The sequence below is a fragment of the Enterobacter sp. LM3 genome, from assembly GCF_046622475.1.
GTDB classification, from domain to species: Bacteria; Pseudomonadota; Gammaproteobacteria; order Enterobacterales; family Enterobacteriaceae; genus Enterobacter; species Enterobacter cloacae_P.
Map to the genome: position 1 here is coordinate 135,488 of NZ_JBJURN010000001.1, position 25,871 is coordinate 161,358.

Annotated in this window: 18 protein-coding genes; 4 read left to right on the forward strand and 14 right to left on the reverse strand. The window is 53.3% G+C overall.

Features of this window, described 5'->3' with window-relative positions; genetic code table 11:
- Nucleotides 1-187: 187 nt before the first annotated feature.
- The 5 genes from ihfB to serC all read right to left on the reverse strand — a co-directional run bounded on the left by ihfB (nucleotide 188) and on the right by serC (nucleotide 5,741).
- Nucleotides 188-475, reverse strand: coding sequence for an integration host factor subunit beta (ihfB, locus tag ACJ9N4_RS00640; protein ID WP_003858233.1), 288 nt, complete (start codon nucleotides 473-475; stop codon nucleotides 188-190).
- A gap of 170 nt (nucleotides 476-645) precedes the next feature.
- Nucleotides 646-2,319: a 30S ribosomal protein S1 gene (rpsA, locus tag ACJ9N4_RS00645; RefSeq protein ID WP_003858235.1), complete on the reverse strand. Its 1,674-nt coding sequence runs from the start codon at nucleotides 2,317-2,319 to the stop codon at nucleotides 646-648.
- A 111-nt stretch (nucleotides 2,320-2,430) separates the two neighbouring features.
- Nucleotides 2,431-3,114: a (d)CMP kinase gene (gene cmk / locus ACJ9N4_RS00650; RefSeq protein ID WP_152084089.1), complete on the reverse strand. Its 684-nt coding sequence runs from the start codon at nucleotides 3,112-3,114 to the stop codon at nucleotides 2,431-2,433.
- Nucleotides 3,115-3,299: 185 nt separating this feature from the next.
- On the reverse strand, nucleotides 3,300-4,583 hold the full coding sequence (gene aroA / locus ACJ9N4_RS00655; protein WP_182274386.1) for a 3-phosphoshikimate 1-carboxyvinyltransferase: 1,284 nt from the start codon (nucleotides 4,581-4,583) through the stop codon (nucleotides 3,300-3,302).
- A gap of 69 nt (nucleotides 4,584-4,652) precedes the next feature.
- Nucleotides 4,653-5,741, reverse strand: a complete 1,089-nt coding sequence (serC, locus tag ACJ9N4_RS00660) for a 3-phosphoserine/phosphohydroxythreonine transaminase (protein WP_182274385.1) — start codon at nucleotides 5,739-5,741, stop codon at nucleotides 4,653-4,655.
- A gap of 334 nt (nucleotides 5,742-6,075) precedes the next feature.
- Here serC and ycaO point away from each other — a divergent pair, with 334 nt between their 5' ends.
- From ycaO to pflA, 4 genes are all read left to right on the forward strand, one after another.
- The gene (gene ycaO / locus ACJ9N4_RS00665) at nucleotides 6,076-7,836 is read left to right on the forward strand and encodes a 30S ribosomal protein S12 methylthiotransferase accessory factor YcaO (protein ID WP_182274384.1); all 1,761 of its coding nucleotides are present in this window, start codon (nucleotides 6,076-6,078) and stop codon (nucleotides 7,834-7,836) included.
- 406 nt (nucleotides 7,837-8,242) lie between these two features.
- Complete coding sequence (gene focA, locus ACJ9N4_RS00670) at nucleotides 8,243-9,100, forward strand: formate transporter FocA (protein ID WP_182274383.1); 858 nt, start codon at nucleotides 8,243-8,245, stop codon at nucleotides 9,098-9,100.
- A 51-nt stretch (nucleotides 9,101-9,151) separates the two neighbouring features.
- The gene (pflB, locus tag ACJ9N4_RS00675; protein ID WP_182919713.1) at nucleotides 9,152-11,434 is read left to right on the forward strand and encodes a formate C-acetyltransferase; all 2,283 of its coding nucleotides are present in this window, start codon (nucleotides 9,152-9,154) and stop codon (nucleotides 11,432-11,434) included.
- Nucleotides 11,435-11,638: 204 nt separating this feature from the next.
- The gene (gene pflA / locus ACJ9N4_RS00680) at nucleotides 11,639-12,379 is read left to right on the forward strand and encodes a pyruvate formate lyase 1-activating protein (RefSeq protein WP_182274381.1); all 741 of its coding nucleotides are present in this window, start codon (nucleotides 11,639-11,641) and stop codon (nucleotides 12,377-12,379) included.
- Nucleotides 12,380-12,414: 35 nt separating this feature from the next.
- On the opposite strand, the gene ACJ9N4_RS00685 is transcribed toward pflA, so the two are convergent.
- The 9 genes from ACJ9N4_RS00685 to ACJ9N4_RS00725 all read right to left on the reverse strand — a co-directional run bounded on the left by ACJ9N4_RS00685 (nucleotide 12,415) and on the right by ACJ9N4_RS00725 (nucleotide 25,805).
- Nucleotides 12,415-12,954, reverse strand: coding sequence for an anti-virulence regulator CigR family protein (locus ACJ9N4_RS00685; protein ID WP_182919712.1), 540 nt, complete (start codon nucleotides 12,952-12,954; stop codon nucleotides 12,415-12,417).
- A gap of 123 nt (nucleotides 12,955-13,077) precedes the next feature.
- On the reverse strand, nucleotides 13,078-14,229 hold the full coding sequence (locus ACJ9N4_RS00690; RefSeq protein WP_182274379.1) for an MFS transporter: 1,152 nt from the start codon (nucleotides 14,227-14,229) through the stop codon (nucleotides 13,078-13,080).
- A gap of 274 nt (nucleotides 14,230-14,503) precedes the next feature.
- The gene (locus ACJ9N4_RS00695) at nucleotides 14,504-15,367 is read right to left on the reverse strand and encodes a dimethyl sulfoxide reductase anchor subunit family protein (RefSeq protein ID WP_182274378.1); all 864 of its coding nucleotides are present in this window, start codon (nucleotides 15,365-15,367) and stop codon (nucleotides 14,504-14,506) included.
- A gap of 1 nt (nucleotide 15,368) precedes the next feature.
- Nucleotides 15,369-15,986 (reverse strand): DMSO/selenate family reductase complex B subunit, encoded by a 618-nt coding sequence (locus tag ACJ9N4_RS00700; protein WP_182274377.1) that lies wholly within the window; start codon nucleotides 15,984-15,986, stop codon nucleotides 15,369-15,371.
- Nucleotides 15,987-15,996: 10 nt separating this feature from the next.
- A complete protein-coding gene (dmsA, locus tag ACJ9N4_RS00705) occupies nucleotides 15,997-18,441 on the reverse strand; it encodes a dimethylsulfoxide reductase subunit A (protein WP_182919711.1) in 2,445 nt (814 codons plus the stop codon).
- A 208-nt stretch (nucleotides 18,442-18,649) separates the two neighbouring features.
- Nucleotides 18,650-19,942, reverse strand: coding sequence for a serine--tRNA ligase (gene serS, locus ACJ9N4_RS00710; RefSeq protein WP_182274375.1), 1,293 nt, complete (start codon nucleotides 19,940-19,942; stop codon nucleotides 18,650-18,652).
- Between the two features lie 92 nt (nucleotides 19,943-20,034).
- Nucleotides 20,035-21,378, reverse strand: a complete 1,344-nt coding sequence (gene rarA, locus ACJ9N4_RS00715; RefSeq protein ID WP_182274374.1) for a replication-associated recombination protein RarA — start codon at nucleotides 21,376-21,378, stop codon at nucleotides 20,035-20,037.
- A 9-nt stretch (nucleotides 21,379-21,387) separates the two neighbouring features.
- Nucleotides 21,388-21,999 carry an outer membrane lipoprotein chaperone LolA gene (gene lolA / locus ACJ9N4_RS00720; protein ID WP_182274373.1) on the reverse strand — a complete coding sequence of 204 codons (612 nt, stop codon included), beginning with the start codon at nucleotides 21,997-21,999 and terminating at the stop codon, nucleotides 21,388-21,390.
- Between the two features lie 128 nt (nucleotides 22,000-22,127).
- The gene (locus ACJ9N4_RS00725; RefSeq protein ID WP_411500191.1) at nucleotides 22,128-25,805 is read right to left on the reverse strand and encodes a DNA translocase FtsK 4TM domain-containing protein; all 3,678 of its coding nucleotides are present in this window, start codon (nucleotides 25,803-25,805) and stop codon (nucleotides 22,128-22,130) included.
- Nucleotides 25,806-25,871 lie beyond the last annotated feature (66 nt).

A 25,871-nucleotide genomic window follows, 5' to 3' on the forward strand; every position in this document is an offset into this window, starting at 1 on the left:
TGTAAGCAGGCAGGGAAAGCGTCAGTGGGAAAAAATACGGGTTACAGCAGACGCTGTAATGTTTTTAACGGGTTGCAGAAAAGCGAGGCTGAAATTGCGGCGCATCTTCAGAATGAAAGTGAGACAGACAAAAAAAGCACCCGCAGGTGCTTTCTCTTTTAACCCAGTTTACACCTGACGGTTAAACTCAGTTGCCGTAAATATTGGCGCGATCGCGCAGTTCTTTACCCGGCTTAAAGTGTGGAACGTACTTGCCTTCCAGCTCGACTTTATCGCCAGTCTTCGGGTTACGCCCGGTACGTGGAGCACGATAGTGCAGAGAAAAACTACCGAAACCGCGGATTTCAATGCGCTCGCCCTGGGCAAGAGTGGTGGCCATATGCTCCAGCATCTCTTTTACGGCATCTTCCACTGCTTTTGCAGGGATGTGCGGTTGCTGACTGGCAAGTCTTTCAATCAATTCTGACTTGGTCATGATTCCTCCGGTTCCTTTCAAACCAATTAGCTGAACAGCTCATTAAACAAGGGCGGCCGTAGCCGCCCTTTGTTATTGATTACAGGACGAATCCTGCAATCTGTCAAGTCTGCTCCTCATCCTTATCGCTGTAAATGCGTTACAGCTCAAATGATGTTGAGAACTTGATATTACTCGCCTTTAGCTGCTTTGAAAGCTTCAGCCATTGCGTTGTTAGAGAAGTTTGCATCTTCCTGTTTGTTAACAGTTGCGATTGCATCTTTCTCATCAGCTTCGTCTTTAGCACGAACAGACAGGCTGATTGCACGGTTCTTACGGTCAACACCGGTGAACTTAGCTTCAACGTCGTCGCCAACGCTCAGAACCAGAGTTGCATCTTCAACGCGGTCACGTGAAGCTTCAGAAGCGCGCAGGTAACCTTCAACGCCGTCAGCCAGTTCTACGGTTGCGCCTTTAGCGTCAACTGCAGTCACTTTACCGTTTACGATTGCGCCTTTCTTGTTCAGTGCAACCCAGTTGTTGAACGGATCTTCTGCGAGCTGTTTAACGCCCAGGGAGATACGTTCACGCTCTGCGTCAACCTGCAGAACAACTGCAGCGATTTCGTCGCCTTTTTTGTATTCACGAACTGCTTCTTCGCCTGCAACGTTCCAGGAGATGTCAGACAGGTGAACCAGGCCGTCGATGCCGCCGTCCAGGCCGATGAAGATACCGAAGTCAGTGATAGACTTGATTTTACCTTCAACACGGTCACCCTTGTTGTGGGTTTCCGCGAACTGCTGCCATGGGTTGTTTTTGCACTGTTTCAGGCCCAGGGAGATACGACGACGTTCTTCGTCGATATCCAGAACCATCACTTCCACTACATCACCAACGTTAACAACTTTGGATGGGTGGATGTTTTTGTTGGTCCAGTCCATTTCGGAAACGTGTACCAGACCTTCAACGCCTTCTTCGATTTCAACGAAGCAGCCGTAGTCAGTCAGGTTGGTAACGCGACCAGTCAGTTTAGTACCTTCTGGGTAACGCTTAGCGATAGCAACCCATGGATCTTCGCCCAGCTGTTTCAGGCCGAGGGATACACGAGTACGTTCGCGGTCGAACTTCAGCACTTTAACAGTGATTTCGTCGCCAACGTTCACGATTTCGCTTGGGTGCTTAACGCGTTTCCACGCCATGTCGGTGATGTGCAGCAGGCCATCAACGCCACCCAGGTCAACGAATGCGCCGTAGTCAGTGAGGTTCTTAACGATACCTTTGACTTCCATGCCTTCCTGCAGGTTTTCCAGCAGCTGATCGCGTTCTGCGCTGTTTTCGGATTCGATAACGGCACGACGGGATACAACAACGTTGTTACGCTTCTGGTCCAGCTTGATTACTTTGAACTCAAGCTCTTTGCCTTCCAGGTGCAGGGTGTCACGAACTGGACGAACGTCTACCAGTGAACCTGGCAGGAACGCACGAATACCATTCAGCTCAACAGTGAAGCCGCCTTTAACTTTGCCGTTGATAACACCGACCACAGTTTCAGCTTCTTCGTAAGCTTTTTCCAGCGTGATCCAGGCTTCGTGACGCTTAGCTTTTTCACGGGACAGCAGGGTTTCACCGAAGCCGTCTTCCACTGCATCCAGTGCAACGTCAACTTCGTCACCAACCTGGATTTCCAGCTCGCCCTGGGCGTTTTTGAACTGCTCTGCCGGAATGGCGGACTCAGATTTCAGACCGGCGTCAACCAGTACTACGTCTTTGTCGATAGCAACAACAACACCACGAACGATGGAACCCGGACGGGTTTCGATTTCTTTTAAGGATTCTTCAAACAGTTGAGCAAAAGATTCAGTCATGTTTAATCTTCAGGTTAATATTAACGTCCACCTGGCTCCGTGCCGGATGGGGTTGTTTCACATACCCGCCGTCAATCCATTGCAGCGGGGGTACTGCTAAATCGGTCGCGATTACGCGAGTGCCAGTTTTTGGCGCGCATATTGTAGCGCTTTTTCAATCACTTGCTCAATAGTTAAACTGGTTGAATCCAGCACTAATGCATCTTCAGCAGGAACAAGTGGAGCGACAGCGCGGTTACGGTCGCGATCGTCGCGCTCTTTTATCTCGGACAAAAGGCGATCAAAGTTAACACTAAACCCCTTCTCCTGCAACTGAAGCATGCGGCGTTGAGCACGTTCTTCCGAGGAGGCGTCAAGGAAAATTTTTACTGGTGCATCAGGGAAGACCACGGTTCCCATATCACGTCCGTCGGCGATCAAACCCGGGGCTTCACGGAATCCACGCTGGCGACGTAAAAGTGCCTCACGAACACGCGGGAACGCTGCCACCTGGGAAGCCGCGTTAGCAACTTCCTGGGTACGAATTTCGCCACTGACGTCTTCCCCTTCCAGGATCACTTCGAGGTTACCGTCGGTCGAGACAAAACGCACATCCAGATGCGCAGCCAGCGGTACCAGTGCCTCTTCAGACGCAACATCAACGTGGTGATGCAGCGCAGCCAGAGCCAGCACGCGATAGATTGCTCCCGAATCTAAAAGATGCCATTGCAATGCTTCCGCCATCGCTTTGCACAGAGTACCTTTCCCTGCGCCACTAGGCCCATCAATGGTGATTACCGGGGCAACTGCCGTCATCTTTTTCTCCTTAATTAAGGCATACCGTTAACATGAACGCCGCGCATTATACGCGCCAACGTGTGCAACTGTTACCCTTGCGTGCAAATTACGGAATGATTGAAGCAGAGTGTAGAAGAAACGGGCGAGGATGAACGTCAGAAAGCGTAAGGAAATGCCGCATCGGGTGATGCGGCAGGGATCCATCAGGCCAGCGTGCTAATACGCGCCAACTGCTCGAAATAGTCCGGGAAGGTTTTTGCCGTACATTTCGGATCGAGGATGGTCACTGGCGTGTCGGACAGCGCCACCAGCGAGAAACACATTGCCATACGGTGATCGTTATAAGTGCCGATTTCCGCGAACTGCAGTTTTGTCGGAGGCGTGACGCGAATGTAGTCTTCGCCCTCTTCCACTTCAGCACCAACTTTACGCAACTCGGTTGCCATCGCGAACAGGCGGTCAGTCTCTTTTACGCGCCAGTTGTAAATGTTACGCAACGTCGTGGTCCCTTTCGCGAACAGCGCAGCCGTCGCAATGGTCATCGCCGCATCCGGGATATGGTTCATGTCCATATCGATGGCATTCAGCTCGCCGTGAGTACAGGAGATAAAGTCATCGCCCCAGGTGACGACAGCACCCATTTTCTCCAGCACATCCGCAAAGCGGATATCGCCCTGTACGCTATTACGGCCAATACCGGTCACTTTTACCGTACCGCCTTTAATCGCACCGGCCGCCAGGAAGTAGGACGCCGAAGAGGCATCGCCTTCAACAAGGTAGTGACCCGGAGACTGGTACTGCTGCGCACCGCGAACCACAAAGCGCTGATAAGACTGGTTTTCAACCTCAACACCGAAGGTTTTCATCAGGTGCAGCGTGATATCAATGTACGGCTTAGATACCAGATCACCTTTAATGGTGATGACCGTATCCTGCGGAGCCAGCGGTGCGGTCATCAGCAGTGCAGTCAGGAACTGGCTGGAGACGCTTCCGTCAACCTCAACGTTACCGCCGGTAAAGCCACCACGCAGACGTAACGGTGGATAATTTTCCTGCTCCAGATACGTAATTTGTGCGCCGCCCTGACGCAGGGCATCCACCAGGTGACCGATTGGACGCTCTTTCATGCGCGGCTCGCCGGTCAGCACAATGTTGTTACTGCCCAGACACAAGGCAGCCGCCAGCGGACGCATCGCCGTTCCGGCGTTGCCCAGGAACAGTTCAAGCTCTTCAGCCGAACGCAATGCACCGCCGTTGCCGGTCACTTCGCAACGGGTACGATCGTCAGACAGCGTGTAATGAACTCCCAACGCTTTCAGCGCATTGAGCATATGGCGTACGTCATCACTGTCCAGCAGATTCGTGAGGACGGTGGTGCCGTTTGCCAGAGCTGCCAGCAGCAGAGCGCGGTTCGAGACACTTTTTGAACCAGGCAGATTAATGGTGCCATCTACCCGCGCGATAGGTTGTAACGTCAGGGATTCCATGAAACTTAACTCTCAACTCGACATAATAAAAACCCCGCAGCACAAGCTGCGGGGGTGAAAACAGCGCAATTAACCGTGACGACGTTCGAAGTCGACCATGAAGTCGGTCAGTGCTTTTACGCCTTCCAGCGGCATGGCGTTATAGATAGAGGCGCGCATACCCCCTACCACGCGGTGGCCTTTCAGCGCATGCAGGCCCGCTGCAAACGACTCTTCCAGGAAGACTTTATCCAGATTGCTGTCTGCCAGCTGGAACGGCACGTTCATGCGGGAACGGTTCGTTTTCGCCACGTCGTTGCGGTAGAAATCACTCTTATCAATCACACCGTACAGCAGTTCCGCTTTTTGCTGGTTGATCTTGTCCATCTGCGCCACACCGCCGTTTTGCTTCAGCCATTTAAAGACCAGGCCCGCCAGATACCAGGCAAACGTCGGTGGGGTGTTGAACATGGAGTCGTTATCGTTCAGCACGGTGTAATCCAGAATCGACGGGCACGCAGTGTGTGCTTTGCCCAGCAGATCTTCACGCACAATGACCAGCGTCAAACCCGCCGGACCAATGTTTTTCTGTGCACCGGCGTAGATCACACCGTAGCGGCTCACATCAATTGGCGCGGAGAGAATGGTGGAGGAGAAATCGGCTGCCACCACCACATCTTTGCCAAAATTCGGCGTTTCATCGATGGCAATACCGTCGATGGTTTCGTTCGGGCAATAGTGCAGATAGGCTGCGTTATCAGAAAGCTGCCACTCGCTCATTGGCTTCACGGCACGCAGGCCATCAACGGTAATTTTGCCGTCAATAACATGTGGCGAGCAGTATTTTTTGGCTTCTTTCACTGCGCTTGCAGCCCAGTAGCCAGCGTCAACATAGTCAGCGGTCGTTTTGCCGCCCAGAATATTCAGCGGAACGCCAGCAAACTGACCGCGTCCACCGCCGTGGCAGAACAATACTTTGTAGTTCGAGGGAATATTCAGCAGATCGCGAAAATCCTTTTCTGCCTCTTCCGCCACCTGAATAAACTCTTTACCACGGTGGCTGATTTCCATCACCGATGTACCAAGACCGTTCCAGTCACAAAGTTCCTGTTGAGCCTGTTTAAGCACGTCTGCCGGTAACATCGCCGGACCTGAACTGAAATTAAAGACTTGAGCCATTTCCCCTCACCACGCTAAAAGCCATAAGTTATAACTGTGGATATCGGTTTTATCATTCAGTGACACGCGCCGCAATGTCTAAAACTTATGACCGGCGAAATGTGTCTGTCGTCACACAATACAATCTGCCACCTTGCTGTCACAAAACCGATAAAATGGCTGCCAGGTGATCGATTTGCCCCGGCTAACCTTCGTCCATCCTGGATTCACGCGGCGTGGACATTATTGATTGTTCTTCTGCCCTATAGCCCTGCCTTTTATTTTCGCCGAAGATAGCACCTGTCATGCAAAACCCGTATCATTGCGCGCTTTACGTACGATAAAAGTGAACGCCATGACTCAAACGTTTATCCCCGGCAAAGACGCCGCTCTGGAAGATTCCATCGCTCGCTTCCAGCAGAAACTGACCGACCTGGGCTTTAATATCGAAGAAGCCTCCTGGCTGAACCCGGTGCCTCACGTCTGGTCTGTGCATATCCGCGATAAAGACTGTGCACTGTGCTTTACCAACGGTAAGGGCGCGACGAAAAAAGCGGCTCTGGCCTCTGCGTTGGGTGAGTATTTTGAACGTCTGTCGACCAACTATTTCTTCGCCGACTTCTGGCTGGGTGAAACCGTCGCAAAAGGCCCGTTCGTTCACTATCCAAATGAAAAATGGTTCCCGCTGACCGAAGACGACGAACTGCCAGCAGGCATTCTGGATGCACGTCTGCGCGCGTTCTACGATCCGGAAAACGAACTGACCGCCAGCATGTTGATTGACCTGCAGTCCGGCAATGAGGAACGTGGTATTTGCGCCCTGCCGTTTACCCGCCAGTCCGATGACCAGACCGTCTATATCCCAATGAATATCGTCGGCAACTTGTACGTGTCTAACGGCATGTCCGCCGGTAACACCCGCAACGAAGCGCGCGTGCAGGGTCTGTCTGAAGTCTTCGAACGCCACATTAAAAACCGCATTATTGCCGAGTCTATCAGCCTGCCTGAGATCCCGGCTGACGTCCTGGCACGCTATCCGGGCGTGGTAGAGTCCATCGCTAAGCTGGAAGCGGAAGGTTTCCCAATCTTTGCCTATGACGGCTCTTTGGGCGGTAAATATCCGGTTATCTGTGTGGTGCTGTTCAACCCGGCTAACGGAACCTGCTTTGCTTCCTTCGGTGCACACCCGGACTTCGGCGTAGCGCTGGAGCGTACCGTGACCGAGCTGCTGCAGGGTCGCAGTCTGAAAGATCTCGACGTGTTTACCCCACCAACGTTTGACGACGAAGAAGTGGCCGAGCACACCAACCTCGAGACGCATTTCATCGACTCCAGCGGTTTGATCTCCTGGGATATGTTTAAGCAGGACGCGGACTACCCGTTCGTGGACTGGAGCTTCGCCGGTACCACTGAAGAAGAGTTCGCCACCCTGATGGCTATCTTCGACGCAGAAGATCAGGAAGTTTATATTGCTGACTACGAGCACCTGAGCGTCTACGCATGCCGCATTATTGTTCCAGGCATGTCCGACATTTATCCGGCGGAAGATCTGTGGCTGGCGAACAACAGCATGGGCGCACATCTGCGTGAAACGCTGCTGGCCTTGCCGGGCAGCGAGTGGGAAAAAGAAGATTATCTGAACCTGATCGCCCAACTGGACGATGAAGGTCACGATGACTTTACCCGCGTACGCGAACTGCTGGGTCTGGCGACCGGTAAAGACAACGGTTGGTATACCCTGCGCATTGGCGAGCTGAAAGCGATGCTGGCGCTGGCTGGTGGCGACCTGGATCAGGCGCTGGCCTGGACCGAGTGGACAATGGAGTTTAACCAGTCCGTCTTCTCTGCCGAGCGCACCAACTACTACCGTTGCCTGCAAACCCTGCTGCTGCTTGCGCAGGAAGAAGATCGTCAGCCACTGCAATATCTGAATGCATTCGTGCGTATGTACGGTGCAGAAGCGGTGGAAGCAGCCAGCGCGGCGCTGAGTGGTGAAGAGCCGTTCTACGGACTTCAGGCTGTTGATAACGATCTGAAAGCCTTCCCGGCTCATCAGTCGCTGTTGAATGCTTATGAGAAACTGCAGAAAGCTAAAGCGACTTACTGGTCAAAATAAGCGCACATAACATGAGTAGCAGTAGGCGTATTCAATCGTCTGGGCTATATTACGGGGCGATTTCATTGCCCCGTTTTTTATTTTCTTCGGCAATGACTGTTAATTGTAATAATAAAGTTAAACACGGGTAAATATAATAATGCTTACCCGGGCTTTGCTGTTACTTTTTATGGTAAATACTCCATTTTAATTAACTGTCCAGGAGATGGTCGAACGAAAAAATTCAACTCTTTTCATAACTTTTAAAATTTATTTTTATACGGATAATCAAATACTTACTCCGCATTTGTTGTAAAACCATACGCATTGCGGGCCTATAAGCCAGGCGAGATATGATCTATATCAATTTCTCTTCTATAATGCTTTGTTAGTATCTCGTCGCCGACTTAATAAAGAGAGAGTTAGTGTGAAAGCTGACAACCCTTTTGATCTATTACTCCCAGCTGCGATGGCCAAAGTTGCCGAAGAAGCGGGTGTCTATAAAGCAACGAAACATCCGATGAAGACGTTCTATCTGGCGATCACGGCCGGTGTGTTCATCTCTATCGCTTTCGTCTTCTACATCACTGCGACCACCGGTACTGCCGCGATGCCTTTCGGCATGGCCAAGCTGGTTGGCGGTATTTGCTTCTCACTGGGTCTGATTCTTTGCGTGATCTGCGGTGCAGACCTCTTCACCTCAACGGTGCTGATTGTGGTGGCGAAAGCCAGCGGAAGAATTACCTGGGGCCAACTGGCGCGCAACTGGCTTAACGTCTATGTTGGTAACCTGATTGGTTGTCTGCTCTTTGTTCTGTTGATGTGGCTCTCTGGCGAGTACATGACCGCCAACGGCGGCTGGGGACTCAACGTCCTGCAAACCGCTGACCACAAAATGCACCATACATTTATCGAAGCTGTTGCTCTCGGCATCCTCGCAAACCTGATGGTCTGCCTGGCGGTCTGGATGAGCTACTCTGGTCGTAGCCTGATGGATAAAGCCATGATTATGGTTCTGCCGGTTGCGATGTTTGTTGCCAGCGGCTTTGAGCACAGTATCGCAAACATGTTTATGATCCCGATGGGTATTGTAATCCGCAACTTTGCGAGCCCGGAGTTCTGGACTGCAGTTGGGTCAACTCCGGAAAGTTTCTCTCACCTGACTATTATGAATTTCATTACTGATAACCTGATCCCTGTCACTATCGGGAACATTATCGGTGGGGGTCTGTTAGTTGGGTTGACATACTGGGTCATTTACCTGCGTGGCGACGACCATCATTGATGGTTATCTCAGGCAGTAAATAAAAAATCCACTTAAGAAGGTAGGTGTTACATGTCCGAGCTTAATGAAAAGTTAGCCACAGCCTGGGAAGGTTTTACTAAAGGTGACTGGCAGAATGAAGTAAACGTCCGTGACTTCATTCAGAAAAACTACACCCCGTATGAAGGTGACGAATCCTTCCTGGCTGGCGCAACTGACGCGACCACCAAGCTGTGGGACAAGGTAATGGAAGGCGTTAAACTGGAAAACCGCACTCACGCGCCAGTTGATTTCGACACTTCCGTTGCTTCCACCATCACTTCTCACGATGCTGGTTACATCAACAAAGCCCTTGAGAAAATCGTTGGTCTGCAAACTGAAGCGCCACTGAAACGTGCAATCATCCCGTTCGGTGGTATCAAAATGGTTGAAGGTTCCTGCAAAGCGTATAACCGCGAGCTGGACCCAATGCTGAAAAAAATCTTCAGCGAATACCGCAAAACCCACAACCAGGGTGTATTCGATGTTTATACCAAAGACATTCTGAACTGCCGTAAATCTGGCGTTCTGACTGGTCTGCCAGATGCGTATGGCCGTGGCCGTATCATCGGTGACTACCGTCGTGTTGCACTGTACGGTATCGACTTCCTGCTGAAAGACAAATACGCTCAGTTCGTTTCCCTGCAGTCTGACCTGGAAAACGGCGTAAACCTGGAAGCCACTATCCGTCTGCGTGAAGAAATCGCTGAACAGCACCGTGCGCTGGGTCAGATCAAAGAGATGGCTGCTAAATATGGCTGCGATATCTCTGGTCCTGCTACCAACGCTCAGGAAGCTATCCAGTGGACTTACTTCGGCTACCTGGCTGCTGTTAAGTCTCAGAACGGTGCAGCAATGTCCTTCGGTCGCGTATCCACCTTCCTGGACGCTTACATCGAACGTGACATCAAAGCAGGCAAAATCACAGAACAAGACGCTCAGGAAATGATTGACCACCTGGTCATGAAACTGCGTATGGTTCGCTTCCTGCGTACGCCTGAATATGATGAACTGTTCTCTGGTGACCCAATCTGGGCAACTGAGTCTATCGGTGGTATGGGCGTTGATGGCCGTACTCTGGTTACCAAAAACAGCTTCCGCTTCCTGAACACCCTGTACACCATGGGTCCTTCTCCGGAGCCGAACATCACCGTTCTGTGGTCTGAAAAACTGCCTCTGAACTTCAAGAAATTCGCCGCTAAAGTGTCCATCGACACCTCTTCTCTGCAGTACGAGAACGATGACCTGATGCGTCCGGACTTCAACAACGATGACTACGCTATCGCTTGCTGCGTAAGCCCAATGATCGTTGGTAAACAAATGCAGTTCTTCGGTGCGCGTGCAAACCTGGCGAAAACCATGCTGTACGCAATCAACGGCGGCGTTGATGAAAAACTGAAAATGCAGGTTGGTCCTAAGTCTGAACCAATCAAAGGCGACGTGCTGAAGTTCGACGAAGTGATGGACCGTATGGATCACTTCATGGACTGGCTGGCTAAACAGTATGTTACTGCGCTGAACGTTATCCACTACATGCACGACAAGTACAGCTACGAAGCCTCTCTGATGGCGCTGCACGACCGTGACGTTATCCGCACCATGGCGTGTGGTATCGCTGGTCTGTCCGTTGCTGCTGACTCCCTGTCTGCAATCAAATATGCGAAAGTTAAACCAATTCGTGACGAAGACGGCCTGGCTGTTGACTTCGAAATCGAAGGCGAATACCCGCAGTTTGGTAACAACGACTCTCGCGTTGATGACATGGCGGTTGACCTGGTAGAACGTTTCATGAAGAAAATTCAGAAACTGACTACTTACCGTAACGCTATCCCGACTCAGTCTGTTCTGACCATCACCTCTAACGTTGTGTATGGTAAGAAAACCGGTAACACCCCAGACGGTCGTCGTGCTGGCGCGCCATTCGGCCCAGGTGCTAACCCAATGCACGGTCGTGACCAGAAAGGTGCGGTTGCCTCTCTGACCTCCGTTGCTAAACTGCCGTTTGCTTACGCTAAAGATGGTATCTCTTACACCTTCTCTATCGTGCCAAACGCGCTGGGTAAAGACGACGAAGTGCGTAAAACTAACCTCGCGGGTCTGATGGATGGTTACTTCCACCACGAAGCGTCCATCGAAGGTGGTCAGCACCTGAACGTGAACGTCATGAACCGTGAAATGCTGCTCGACGCGATGGAACATCCTGAGAAATATCCTCAGCTGACCATCCGTGTATCAGGCTACGCAGTACGTTTTAACTCCCTGACTAAAGAACAACAGCAGGACGTTATCACCCGTACTTTCACTCAGTCCATGTAAGTGGAATTGACTGAAATCACGCGTTAAAAAGCGTACAATAAAGGCTCCACGCAAGTGGGGCCTTTTTAGCACCCTCTCCACACCAGTCTCTTTTGTCCGCTATCTATACTTTATGGATAACAGCCAAAACAGACTTAAACACAGCCGGTTTTGAGCTGTGCATACACAGGCCCCGGACGGGCCGATGCTGGAGATATCACCGCAATGTCAATTATTGGTCGCATTCACTCCTTTGAATCCTGTGGCACTGTCGATGGCCCGGGTATCCGTTTTATTACCTTCTTCCAGGGCTGCCTGATGCGTTGCCTGTACTGCCATAACCGTGACACATGGGATACGCACGGTGGCAAGGAAGTGACCGTTGAAGATTTGATGAAAGAGGTGGTGACCTACCGCCACTTTATGAACGCGTCCGGCGGCGGCGTGACTGCATCCGGCGGTGAGGCGATCCTTCAGGCTGAATTTGTACGCGACTGGTTCCGCGCCTGCCACAAAGAAGGTATCCATACCTGCCTCGACACCAACGGGTTTGTGCGCCGCTACGATCCGGTCATCGATGAATTGCTTGAAGTGACCGATCTGGTGATGCTCGATCTCAAACAGATGAACGATGAGATCCACCAGAATCTGGTGGGTGTTTCCAACCATCGTACCCTGGAGTTCGCGAAATACATCTCAGGGAAAGGTATCAAAACCTGGATCCGCTATGTTGTTGTACCCGGCTGGTCAGATGATGATGATTCTGCGCATCGTCTGGGCGAATTTACCCGGGATATGGGTAACGTTGAGAAAATAGAACTTCTGCCCTATCACGAGCTGGGTAAACATAAATGGGTGGCGATGGGTGAAGAGTACAAACTCGATGGCGTTAAGCCGCCGAAGAAAGAGACGATGGAACGCGTTAAAGGTATTCTTGAGCAGTACGGCCACAAGGTCATGTATTAATAAAAGGCCCGGTGAGAACCGGGCCTTTTTGTATTCTATTTGAAGACGCCATTGATAATGCTGGTCACAATCGCCGTACTCAATGCCACTAAGACCAGATCATCACCTACCACTCGCCACTCATAACCCGGATACGAAGGAAGCTGATCCAGCATAGAGGCAGGGACAGTTTTCTTAGCAATCCCCGGAGGAAGCGGTTTGCCACGAGCAAGGTTTTTCGCAATGCCTGGAGGCAATGAATCATACCCCGTTAAACCATAGTTCAACGCCAGATGGCGGGCATGATCGAAGCTGACGCGTGCATCAACATCATCGCTGACGTTTTTGCTCGATTTACCATGCACCTGGCTTGCGTTATTTTGTTTATTACTATGATTGCCAGAATTTCCGTTCCCATTATCACCGGAATTCCCGTTTCCATGATTGCCGCCATTGCCTTGTCCACCGCTGTTGCCGTGGCCACCACCATTCCCATTCCCATTCCCGTTTCCTGGGTTAGCCATGACCGGCGCAGTTGCGAACGTTAAAGACAACACTACTGCCAGAGCTGTAGTGGAAAAACGACGTATAGACATGATTACTGCCTTTTAGTGGTAGAACGTATTTGAATTATCGCCTGGCGCAATAAACAAACAATACGTAAAACTCTTATATGTGATGAGAACAAAAAAGCCTGTCATCGACAGGCTTTCATTTAATCAGGCATGTGCCACTGGGGTTGGATGCTCACCCGCTTTGCGCAGCAGCATTAAGAGGTATATAAACGACACGCTGGCGATCATAATAAAGAGCAGGTTGTCGGAATAATTCTGCATCAGCATGGCGGTAAACGTCGGCCCCAATAAGCTGCCGATGGTATAGCTTAATAACAGCGCCTGGTTCATCGCCACCAGTTGGTGATGTTCCACCTTCTCACAGGCCCATGCCATTGCGACCGGATAGAGCGTGAAACCCGCGGCTCCCAGAATAAACAACGCGGGAGCCATCGCAGCGTTGCTGAGCATGGCGAGACACCCCATGATCACCACAAAGACCTGCACGCGCAGCACCAGCAGGCGGCCAAAACGGTCCGCCAGACGGCCAACTGGCCACTGCCCGACAATACCTGCACTGACCATCACGGCCATCCAGAACCCGATCCCGGAATCACTAACCCCCTGATGGTTCAGCCAGAGCGGCATCAGGCCATAGAGCGACCCCAGCACAATGCCAGAGATAATACAGCCGTTCACTCCCAGACGCGCCTGACGCAGCTTCAACATCGGCCAGACGTGGGTCGTCGCTTCCTGATGCTCACTGCTCTGGTTCACAATACGCGTGAAGAGCAGAGGCAGGATCGCCGCCAGCGTCATACCCGTGACCCACGGCAGAACACTCATCAAATCAGTTGGCAGTTTGTTGACCATCAACTGCCCGAGCACGGTACCGACATAATAGACCATCATATAAGCCGCCAGCAGGCGGCCACGGTTGCGCGAAGTGCCACTGCACATTAGCGCACTTTCTACGACTACCCAGATCATCGCGCAGCCTACACCGGCAATAAAACGCCAGGCCATCCAGCTCCAGAAGCCAACCATCAGCCCCAGCCCGGCGCACCCGGCGGCGAAAATCAGCGACGCCAGATAATAGCTACGGTTAAAACCAAAACGTTTAATCAGGTTCCCTGTCACCAGGGTTCCCAGCAGGTTTCCCGTAAAAAACGACGAGCTAACCATACCCACCTGCCAGGTCGGTAAGTTTTCATGGGCGAGCCACAGCGGGACGAGCGTGTTTAACACCGCGATCGCCAGGGTCAGCAAAAGCAGGCCACAGAGCAACAGAAGCACTGGCCGGGTATAGGTGGTCATGGATTAAAAACCGTGAGGAAATTCAGATTTCGTGCGCATCATGCCACTGGCAAAAACAAAGTCAATCCACCGGTTCTGGCTGTGCGCACGATAAGTCCCTTGTCGATTTAAAAAACTCATCCTGCTACTGCAATATCTGTCATTAATATTAATTATGTATATGTTTTTATTTATTAATGGTCAGAATCTACACCTGATGACAGTCGAAAAATTTCATGATCGGAAAAAGAAAAGCCGGGCACTAAGTCCCGGCTTTATATAACAAAAACTGGAGTTAACTGGCGACGGCCATCCCAACGGTCATATGCAAACCGTAGAACACCCCACGGCCAATCAATTCACCGACCAGCACCAGCACAAACGCCAGTGACAGCAGCGGCAGCGCGGGTTGATAGCCCTTGATCTGAGGCGTAATCCAGCAGACTAATGCCGCCACCAGCAACACCACGCGCCAGGCCATCAGCGAACCGTAATCCGGCACCAGTGCAGAAGCCTGTTGAATGGAGCTGTGAATGGTTGCCAGTTCTGCCCCCTGCATCAGAGCAACAACCGCACTCACCACCAGCGCCAGCAGCGAAACAACCGGCAGTAAACGCATTGCCCAGCCATCAACACCCGCAACGCGTAACAGCAGGAAGCCGAGAAGCGGCCCGCCGATAAACATCGTCAGGAAGAAGCTCATCGGTGTCCAGACGCTGTACCAGGTCGGTACGGTGTCGATAGTGTTATAAACCCGCACCATCATCCACACGAACACCACGCCCAGCACCATCGTGACCACAAGCCACACGCTACGCAGACCCGCAGGCAGTTTTTTCAGCGCGGCCAACAGCCAGCCCAGACCACCCACAGCAAAGAAGATTGCCCCGCTGGCGATTTCGTTACTGAGCGAAGACGCACCTACGCGGTTCAGGGAGTTGAACGCGCGCATTGGCGAGCCGAGGTGTAACGTAGAGGCGATAAACCCGATCCCCATCAATACCCACAGGCCAAACATGCTCAATACCAGACGTTGCTGTTGTTCGGCATTCAGATTGCCTTTTAACAACGCAAGGGCGAGAACAATGAAACCGCCCGCAACGCACTGTCCAAAGACCGTGAAGATCATCAGCGGCCATTCATGCCATCCACTTCCCATCTCACACCTCCTTCGGGTTTGCCAGATAGCCGGTGGTATCACCCGTCGGGCGGCTGTTGGCGTTAGGTTTAATCACAATGCTCGGCTTCGTGAAGTGCGCCGACGGCAGCGGCGCGACGGCAGCAAGCTGGCCGTGTTTTTTACGCAGCTCTTCTATCGGACCGAAGTCCAGCGCACGCAGCGGACAGGACTCCACGCAGACGGGCTTTTTGCCGTCTGCGACGCGGGTATAGCAACCGTCGCATTTGGTCATGTGGCCTTTGGCGGCATTGTACTGCGGCGCACCATAAGGACAGGCCATATGGCAGTAGCGACAGCCGATGCAGACATCTTCGTCCACCACCACAAAGCCGTCCTCACGCTTATGCATCGCCCCGCTCGGGCACACTTTGGTACACGCCGGATCTTCGCAGTGGTTGCAGGCAATCGACAGGTAATAAGCAAAGACATTCTGATGCCAGACGCCATTGTCTTCCTGCCAGTCGCCGCCCGCGTATTCGTAAATACGACGGAAGCTGACGTCCGGGGTTAAGTCTTTGTAATCTTTGCAGGCCAGCTCGCAGGTTTTGCACCCGGTGCAACGGCTGGAATCAATATAAAATCCATACTGGGTTGTCATCGGTTACTCCTTACACCTTTTCAACCTGAACAAGGTTCGTGTGGGACGGGTTGCCTTTCGCCAGCGGTGATGGGCGCTGCGTGGTCAGTACGTTAATACTGCCTGCCTGGTCGATACGGTTTGCATCCGGGTTGTACCAGGCCCCTTCCCCCAGCGCGACAACGCCTGGCATCATGCGCGGTGTAACCCTGGCTTCAATGTGTACCTCTCCACGACCGTTAAAGATGCGTACGCGATCGCCATTGCTGATACCGCGCGCTTTCGCATCTATTGGGTTGATCCACATTTCCTGACGGCAGGCGGCTTTCAGTACGTCTACGTTGCCGTAGGTTGAGTGTACGCGTGCCTTATAGTGGAAACCGGTCAACTGCAGCGGGAATTTCGCCGTCAGCGGATCGTTGTAGTTTTCGAAACCAGGCGTATAGATTGGCAGTGGATCGATAACGTCCCCGTCCGGAAGCTCCCAGCTGGAGGCGATTTTCGCCAGCGCTTCCGAATAGATTTCGATTTTGCCTGACGGCGTCATCAACGGGTTGGCGTGAGGATCTTCACGGAATGCCTTATACGCCACGTGGTGCCCTTCCGGGTCACGCTGTTTATACATCCCCTGCTTGCGGAAGGTATCGAAGTCCGGCAGGTCAGGGATGGCTTTACGGGAGAGTTCATGCAGATGACGCATCCACCCTTCCTGAGTACGCCCCTCGGTAAACTGCTGCTCAACGCCAAGGCGTTTTGCCAGCTGGGAGGTCATCTCATAGATGGTTTTGCACTCAAAGCGCGGTTTGATGGCCTGATCGGTGAAGATCACATAGGACATGTTCCCGCAGGAGGCATCAAGCGCAAAATCCATCTGTTCAGAGGCGGTGCAGTCCGGCAGCAGAATATCGGCATATTTCGCCGACGAGGTCATGTGGCAGTCGATCACCACAATCATCTCGCACTTCTTGTCATCCTGCAGAATTTCATGAGTACGGTTAATTTCAGAGTGCTGGTTGATAAGACAGTTACCGGCATAGTTCCAGATCATCTTGATCGGCACATCCAGCTTGTCTTTACCCCGCACACCGTCACGCAACGCGGTCATTTCCGGGCCACGTTCAATTGCATCCGTCCACATAAACATGGAGATGCTGGTCTGAACCGGGTTATCCAGCGTCGGCATACGCTCAAACGGCACGTCATAAGAGCCTTCGCGCGCACCGGTGTTACCGCCATTAATACCAACGTTGCCGGTCAGAATGGAGAGCATCGAAATGGCGCGGGTCGCGATTTCACCGTTTGCGTGACGCTGCGGCCCCCAGCCCTGGCTGATAAAGGCCGGTTTGGCTAAACCAATTTCACGCGCCAGTTGAACAATACGTTCGACCGGAATACCGGTGATGGTAGAGGCCCACTCTGGGGTTTTCGCCACACCGTCACTGCCCTGACCGAGAATGTACGCTTTGTAATGCCCGTTAGCCGGTGCGCTGGCGGGCAGGGTTTTCTCGTCATAACCAACGCAGTATTTATCAAGGAATGGCTGATCGACAAGGTTTTCGGTGATCATCACCCACGCCAGCGCGCTGACTAATGCGGCATCGGTACCAGGACGGATAGGGATCCACTCATCTTCACGCCCTGCACCGGTATCGGTATAGCGTGGATCGATAATAATCATACGTGCATTGGATTTCGCTCGAGCCTGCTCAAGGTAGTATGTCACCCCGCCGCCGCTCATGCGCGTTTCACCCGGGTTATTACCGAACAGCACCACCAGCTTACTGTTCTCAATATCAGAAGGGCTGTTACCGTCTGCCCAGCCACCATAGGTGTAGTTCAGACCTGCGGCAATCTGTGCAGAAGAGTAGTCACCATAGTGATTGAGATAACCGCCGCAGCAGTTCATCAGACGTGCTACCAGCGTTTTTCCCGGTGGCCAGGAACGCGTCAGCGTACCGCCAAGAGTCCCGGTACCATAGTTCAGGTAGATGGATTCGTTGCCATACTCTTTGATCAGACGCTGCATGTTGGTGGCAATGATATCGTAGGCTTCATCCCAGCTAATGCGTTCGAACTTCCCTTCCCCACGCTGACCGACGCGTTTCATCGGATACTTCAGGCGATCCGGGTTATAGACGCGGCGGCGCATTGAGCGGCCACGCAGGCAGGCACGAACCTGATGTAATCCATCGTAGTTATCGTCGCCAGTATTGTCGGTTTCGACATACTTAATTTCACCATCCACCACATGCATACGCAATGGACAACGACTACCACAGTTTACGGTACAGGCACTCCACACCACTTTTTCCGGGGCTGTCGCCGGGGACAGAGCATCCGCCGCTGATGCCAGTCGGGTAAAGGGGAGCGTGAAGGCACTGCTGGCAACAGCCAGGCCGCCAATTGCCGTGGTTTTCATCAACCCACGGCGAGTGACCTCGGCAGCCATTAACGCATCAGGCGCTTTGATTTTCATAGAGACTCACTTTGGTTGCTCACAAAAAAAAGAGAGGCGGCCCAGGCCGCTATATAGCCTTATATACAACGTATTTCTTCGTTATCAGCGCGTTATGCTGACTTTCATTCGGAGGAGTATTACCACTTTAGAGGGAGGGGTTATTGCTTCGTATCAAATCAGAGGCATAAAAAAAGCGCCCTCAGGCGCTTTTTTGTTTTACGACAAATTAACCGATGTACTGCTGGCCTTTCATGTACGGGCGCAGCACTTCAGGGATCTCAATACGACCATCCGCCTGCTGGTAGTTTTCCAGCACCGCGACCAGCGTACGACCCACTGCCAGACCAGAACCGTTCAGGGTATGCACCAGACGGGTTTTCTTGTCAGACTTGTTACGGCAGCGTGCCTGCATGCGACGCGCCTGGAAATCCCAGACGTTAGAGCAGGAAGAGATTTCACGGTAGGTATTCTGCGCAGGAACCCAGACTTCCAGGTCGAAGGTTTTGCAGGCACCGAAGCCCATGTCACCGGTACACAGCGCCATACGGCGGTACGGCAGACCCAGCAGCTCCAGCACTTTTTCAGCATGGCCGGTCATCTCTTCCAGCGCATCCATAGACTCTTCAGGACGCACGATCTGCACCATCTCCACTTTGTCGAACTGGTGCATACGGATCAGACCACGGGTGTCACGGCCATAAGAGCCGGCTTCTGAACGGAAGCACGGAGAGTGCGCCGTCAGTTTGATTGGCAGGTCATCTTCGTCGATGATCTCATCGCGCACGAGGTTGGTCAGCGGTACTTCTGCCGTTGGGATCAGCGCATAGTTGCTGCTGTCAGCTTCCTCGTCCAGCGGACGGGTATGGAACAGATCGCCAGCAAATTTCGGCAACTGACCTGTACCGTACAGCGTATCGTGGTTCACCAGATACGGTACGTAGGTTTCGCTGTAGCCGTGCTGTTCAGTGTGCAGATCCAGCATGAACTGCGCCAGTGCGCGGTGCAGGTGGGCAATCTGACCTTTCATCACCACAAAGCGAGACCCCGTCAGCTTAACCGCTGCGGCAAAGTCCAGTCCTGAGTGCATTTCACCCAGCGTCACGTGATCGCGAACGTCGAAGTCGAACGCGCGAGGAGTGCCCCAGCGTTTCACTTCAACGTTGTCGTTTTCGTCTTTACCGACAGGCACGCTGTCGTCAGGAATGTTCGGGATCGCCAGAGCAATATCACGAATTTCTGCCTGAAGAACGTCCAGTTCCGCTTTCGCCTGGTCCAGCTCTTCACCCAGTTTGTTCACTTCCAGGCGTAATGGCTCAATGTCTTCCCCGCGCGCTTTCGCCTGGCCGATGGACTTCGATCGAGAGTTACGCTCTGCCTGCAGATTTTCAGTTTGTACCTGCAGAACTTTACGACGCTCTTCAAGAGCGCGCAGCTTATCTACATCCAGCTTAAAGCCCCGGCGTGCCAGTTTGTCAGCGACTGCGTCTGGCTCATTACGCAGCAGATTGGGATCGAGCATGCTTATCCTGTGCTTATCGAATTAAAATAGGGAAATGTAACCACAGCCTGCGGTCACAGGGATACTATGCCAACATTACCGCAACGATTGAACTAACGGTAGCGTTTTATAGGGCTATTTTGATCCTGTCCGGCGAGCCAGGCGAGCTTTTCGCCAATCTTGCCTTCAAGACCTCTGTTTGTAGGGTGATAATAGCGGGTTTGTGCCATCTCCTGAGGGAAATATTCCTCTCCGGCAGCGTAGGCATTGGGTTCATCGTGGGCGTAGCGGTACTCCTGCCCATAACCCATCTCTTTCATCAGTTTGGTCGGTGCATTACGCAGATGAACCGGAACATCATAGTCCGGACGTTCACGCGCGTCAGACATGGCCGCTTTAAATGCAGTGTAAACCGCATTACTTTTCGGTGCACAAGCCAGATACACAATCGCCTGCGCAATGGCGCGCTCACCTTCCGCTGGCCCGACGCGGGTAAAACAGTCCCACGCGGAAAGTGCCACCTGCATGGCGCGCGGATCGGCATTGCCGACATCTTCAGAGGCAATCGCCAGGCAGCGACGCGCAACATACAGAGGATCGCCACCCGCACTGATAATGCGCGCGTACCAGTAGAGCGCCGCATCCGGCGCACTGCCGCGCACGGACTTATGCAGAGCAGAAATCAGATCGTAAAAACGATCGCCTTTATTATCAAAACGCGCGCTGCGTTCGCCGGCAATTTCAGTAAGCAACTCCGGTTTCAGCATTCGCTTACCAGCATCGTCAACTTCAGCCATATCGGCCATCATTTCCAGCGTGTTCAGTGCCCGCCGCGCATCACCGTTGACCAGCTCCGCAATTGCCCGGCGCGTCTCGTCCGGCAGAACGATATCCTGCCCGCCGTAGCCGCGCGCTTTGTCGTCCATCGCCTGCGTCAGAACCTTTTCGATATCGTCAGTCGTGAGCGATTTAAGCAGGTACACACGGGCGCGGGAAAGCAGCGCCGAATTCAGTTCAAATGACGGGTTTTCCGTGGTCGCACCGATGAAGAAAATTGTGCCGTCTTCAATATGCGGCAGGAAAGCATCCTGCTGGCTCTTATTGAAGCGGTGGACTTCGTCCACAAAGAGGATGGTACGACGTCCGGCATTACGGTTCTGCCGCGCTCGCTCGATCGCCTCGCGGATCTCCTTCACGCCAGAAGTGACGGCAGAGATGCGTTCCACATCGGCGTTCGCATATCGGGCGATCACTTCCGCGAGTGTCGTTTTACCGGTTCCGGGTGGGCCCCAGAGGATCATCGAGTGCAGATGCCCGGCCTCAATGGCACGCGGCAATGGCTTGCCCGCAGCCAGCAAGTGCTGCTGGCCGATGTACTGCGCTAAATTTTCTGGCCGCATACGGGCGGCCAGAGGTTGAAACGCATTATCTGAAAAATCGAGCGACAGGTTGCCCACTCACGCCTCTTACTTACGTTGGTCGTCCACCGTTACGCCCTTCGGCGGGGTAAAGGTGAATTTTGATGCATCAACAGCGCCGTTTTGCTGAGATTTAAGCTGATAGCTGCTGCGCTGATCGTCCTGCTCAACAGCACCAAACTGATTGATGGTGCCATTGGTGCTCACGTTAATCGTGAACTGCTTAAGGTTGCCGTTGCTGCCTTTTGGCGTCAGGACAAACTCATCACCGCTTTGTTTGATATTGTACTGCTGCCAGTCGCTGGACTGGTTACGGGCAATCAGCATAAAGGGTGTATTGCTGGTCGCATCTTTCAGCCAGGTGGCGGTCGCCTGCTCAACAAACGGGTTGAAGAACCACAGGGTCTTACCGTCAGACACCAGGATGCTCTCATCCGGCTGGGTCATATGCCAGTTAAACAGATTCGGGCGTTTTACCCACAAATCACCCTGGCCTTCCTGCACCGCGTTGCCGCTGCCGTCAGTCACTTTTTGCGTGAAGCTGGCATGGAAGCTGCTCACTTTATCCAGTCGGCTTTTAAGGTCGCTGGCAGCATCAGCCCAGACGCTGCTGGCAACAAAACTGGTGAGTAATGCACAAGCGATTGCAATTTTTTTCATTGTTATTCCTTAAAATACGTCATCCCGATACGGGGTTCTGTCATCTATTGTGAACCTGCCCGCAGGCAGGTGACAGAAGAAAATGCTTAAATTTTGCTGATTTACCCTTCTTTGCAATCGATGAAAGGTCAATCAAACGGCGGTGGAGCCAGTACCTCACGGTTACCGTTATGCCCCTGCTCGCTCACGATGCCCTGGGCCTCCATCTGCTCGATGATACGCGCCGCACGGTTGTAGCCAATGCGGAACTGACGCTGTACCCCGGAGATAGACGCTTTACGTTTTTCGGTGACGAAGTTAACCGCCTGGTCGAATAACGGATCCAGCTCTTCGCCGCCGTCAAAGCCACCACCACCGCCTTCGCTTTCGCTGTCGGAGGTAATACCGTCAACGTACTGCGGACGGCCACGCGCTTTCCAGTCCTGTACCACCGCATGCACTTCCTGGTCACGAACGAACGCGCCGTGAACACGCACCGGAGAGGTTGAGTTCGGGCCGGAGTAGAGCATATCCCCCATCCCCAACAGTGACTCTGCACCGCCCTGGTCGAGGATGGTACGCGAGTCAATTTTACTCGATACGGTAAACGCAATACGGGTCGGGATGTTTGCTTTAATCAACCCGGTGATGACGTCTACTGATGGACGCTGCGTCGCCAGAACGAGGTGAATACCGGCCGCACGCGCTTTCTGTGCCAGACGCGCAATCAGCTCTTCCACTTTCTTACCGACGGTCATCATCAGGTCGGCGAATTCATCCACCAGCACAACGATGTAAGGCAGTTTTTCCAGCACCGGATGCTGGGCATCCATGCTGTCACCCGGCTTCCAGTATGGGTCCGGAATCGGACGGCCCATACGCGCCGCCTCAGCGATTTTCTCGTTATAACCGGCCAGGTTACGCACGCCCAGCGCCGACATCAGCTTATAGCGACGTTCCATCTCATTGACGCTCCAGCGCAGGGCGTTGGCGGCGTCCTTCATATCGGTCACAACTTCAGTCAGCAGATGCGGGATGCCTTCATAAACCGACAACTCCAGCATTTTCGGGTCAATCATGATGAAACGCACATCTTCAGGCTGCGCTTTATAGAGCATGCTGAGGATCATGGCGTTCACCCCAACGGACTTACCGGAGCCGGTGGTACCCGCGACCAGCAGGTGAGGCATTTTCGCCAGATCGGCAACCACCGGATCGCCCGCGATATCTTTACCCAGCACCACGGTCAGTGGAGATGGATTATCGCGGAAGCGGGTGTTGTCCAGCACTTCTCGCAAATACACGGTCTGACGTTTCTTATTCGGCAGTTCAAGCCCTACGTACGGCTTACCCGGGATAACTTCTACCACACGCACCGCCACGGTCGACAGGGAACGCGCCAGGTCGCGGGACAGGTTAGAAATACGCGCCGCTTTTACGCCAGGGGCCAGGTTCAGTTCGAAACGGGTGATCACCGGGCCAGGAGAGTAGTTCACCACATCCGCCTTGATGCGGAAATCAGCCAGACGCGCTTCGACCAGACGCGCCATCTGCTCCAGCGCAAAGGTATCAACCGGTTCAACTTCAGACGGTGGCGGCGTTAACAGATCCAGCGACGGCAATGGCGTACTCGGGCGTTGCAGCGGCCGGCTGTCACCGTTACGCATCAACAGTGGATGAATAAGGCTTTCCTGCGGCTGTGCCGGAGGCTGCTGGAACTGCGGCGGCTGCGCGTGAGTCTGAGGAGTCGGCTGTTGCGGCTGCGCATACGCCTGCTGTGCAGGAACATGCTGTGCCAGTGGCTGCTGGCGCACCGGTTGCTCAGCTTCCGGCATCACGCTCGGGGTGAATAACGGCTCACCAGGGCCATCATCCACCAGATCTTTCATTGGCGAGAATTCAAAATCTGACAGCGAGAACGGGTTCGCACCGGCAGGTTGTTCACCGGAATAGCGCTGCTGCTGCGTTGCCGCAAACTGGCGCGCTAACTCGGCTTCCGCCGCATCCTCTTCGTCTTCAGGAACATGAGGCGATGGCGCATCGTGCTGATACTCTTCACCGTAGCGCTGATGCTGCTGCGCGGCGAACTGACGTGCCAGCTCATCCTGCTGCAGTTCATCGGCGTCGTCTTCATATTCAGACTCGCGCGCTTTTTCCTCAGCCATACGCTGGGAAGGCAGCTTGATGCCGTAAGAGGCCAGCTCACGACGCGTTGGTACGCGAACACGATTAGGACGAGGCAACTGCGGGCCAATCCCCTCTTTCACCTGAGGACGTGGCGCGCCACCAGCTGCCAGGCTAAAGACTGGCGCAGCAACAGCGGCCGCTGCCGTGGCTTGCTTCACGCTTTCAGCCACCGGAGCAACAACAGGTGTAGGATCAACGGAAGGAGCAGAAACAGCAGGAACCTGTACGGCAGGTTCAGGAACGGGCTGATACCAGGCCGCCAGTTGCTCGCGCTCACGGGCCCGACGCTCTTCAACTTCTTCAAAGTAGTACATTGGCGGACGGGACGGTTTCGTCTCTTCCACCACTTCAGGTTCGGACTGCGGCTCTACATATGGCTGCACAGGTTCGACCGGTTCAGGCACATATGCCTGATACGGCTGGGCGGCAGGTTGCTCGTATTCCGGATACCCCTGCGGTTCATACGCAGGTTCAGGCGGCTGATAAGGTTGTTGCCACTGTTCCTGCTGTACCGGCACATAGCTTTCTGGCTCCGGCGTATGGACACCCGGCGCACTCTGCCAGTCAACCTGAGGCTGCTGCATAGCCAGCTCTGGTGCAGGAACCGGCGCGGATGGCATGACGGCTTCAGCAGGTGCAGCAAACGCCTGCGCTGCCGTGGTGGCCGCTGCAGCGACCGCAACCTGCCCGGTGACAGAGTGACCATTGAGTAGCGGATCGTACTCGTCAAAATCACCTGGCGTGGCGCGGCTCCCGGAGAAGAGCACATCATCAGGATCGACGGCCTTACCTGCAGCACGATATTCAACCTGCTCCTCTTCATCCATGCGTTTGCCGGAGAAAAGTGCAGCATCGGTTTTACGGCCCAGCGGGTTGGCAAATTTTTCGGCTACGCGCTGACGGCGCGCCAGCGCCCCACGCAGAATACGGGCACGGCGAGATTCGCGACGCTGCACCGGGGCATCGTCGTCCTCATCGTACTCATCTTCATTGTCGTCTTCATCAACCCATGTGTCATCACGACGGGTACGGTTGCTGGCAAAAGTGAGAATATTAAGGATAAAACTGCCGATCTTTTCGGCGATACTCACCCATGACCAGCCCGTGAACAACGTCAACCCAGCGGCCCAGATGCAGAGCAATGCCAGGGTTCCGCCACTACTGTGGAGCATCGGCTGTAGCGCGGTGCTCAGCAAGCTGCCGATCACCCCACCGGAAGCAAAGTACCAGATATCATCGGCGTTAATCGCCGCCAGCCCGCAGGAGGTCAGGATCAGTGCCAGCGCGCCAATCAGGCGCAGCGAAACAGCGAAATAATCGATGTAGTCATCGTTCTGCCGATGACGCCAGGCAAACCAGCATCCGCCAATCATAATGACGGGAAGGGTGTAGGCCATCACACCGAAAATGAAAAAGAGCGTATCCGCAAGCCAGGCTCCGGGAATGCCGCCTAAATTATGAATAGGCTCATGCCATGCGGTTTGTGACCAGCTTGGATCGGAGGGGTTGAAACTGAGTAAGGCTGCCATCAGCCAGACGGCAAAAAGGGCAATAACAATCAGCAACGCCTCAAGGAGACGACGTCCGCTGCTTAGCTTCGATAGTGTGACTTCTTTGTCTTCAGTGTATTCCTGGCTCAAGAAAGGCTCTCCAGGTATCAGGCATATCCTGCCTGTTTGCTAAAACGGACAACAGCGCCGGGTATC

Excerpts from the sequence above, each read along its gene's own strand:
- ihfB (WP_003858233.1), bottom strand. The coding sequence starts at position 475 with ATGACCAAGTCAGAATTGATTGAAAGACTTGCCAGTCAGCAACCGCAC.
- rpsA (WP_003858235.1), bottom strand. The coding sequence starts at position 2,319 with ATGACTGAATCTTTTGCTCAACTGTTTGAAGAATCCTTAAAAGAAATC.
- cmk (WP_152084089.1), bottom strand. The coding sequence starts at position 3,114 with ATGACGGCAGTTGCCCCGGTAATCACCATTGATGGGCCTAGTGGCGCA.
- aroA (WP_182274386.1), bottom strand. The coding sequence starts at position 4,583 with ATGGAATCCCTGACGTTACAACCTATCGCGCGGGTAGATGGCACCATT.
- serC (WP_182274385.1), bottom strand. The coding sequence starts at position 5,741 with ATGGCTCAAGTCTTTAATTTCAGTTCAGGTCCGGCGATGTTACCGGCA.
- ycaO (WP_182274384.1), top strand. The coding sequence starts at position 6,076 with ATGACTCAAACGTTTATCCCCGGCAAAGACGCCGCTCTGGAAGATTCC.
- pflB (WP_182919713.1), top strand. The coding sequence starts at position 9,152 with ATGTCCGAGCTTAATGAAAAGTTAGCCACAGCCTGGGAAGGTTTTACT.
- pflA (WP_182274381.1), top strand. The coding sequence starts at position 11,639 with ATGTCAATTATTGGTCGCATTCACTCCTTTGAATCCTGTGGCACTGTC.
- ACJ9N4_RS00685 (WP_182919712.1), bottom strand. The coding sequence starts at position 12,954 with ATGTCTATACGTCGTTTTTCCACTACAGCTCTGGCAGTAGTGTTGTCT.
- ACJ9N4_RS00690 (WP_182274379.1), bottom strand. The coding sequence starts at position 14,229 with ATGACCACCTATACCCGGCCAGTGCTTCTGTTGCTCTGTGGCCTGCTT.
- ACJ9N4_RS00695 (WP_182274378.1), bottom strand. The coding sequence starts at position 15,367 with ATGGGAAGTGGATGGCATGAATGGCCGCTGATGATCTTCACGGTCTTT.
- ACJ9N4_RS00700 (WP_182274377.1), bottom strand. The coding sequence starts at position 15,986 with ATGACAACCCAGTATGGATTTTATATTGATTCCAGCCGTTGCACCGGG.
- dmsA (WP_182919711.1), bottom strand. The coding sequence starts at position 18,441 with ATGAAAATCAAAGCGCCTGATGCGTTAATGGCTGCCGAGGTCACTCGC.
- serS (WP_182274375.1), bottom strand. The coding sequence starts at position 19,942 with ATGCTCGATCCCAATCTGCTGCGTAATGAGCCAGACGCAGTCGCTGAC.
- lolA (WP_182274373.1), bottom strand. The coding sequence starts at position 21,999 with ATGAAAAAAATTGCAATCGCTTGTGCATTACTCACCAGTTTTGTTGCC.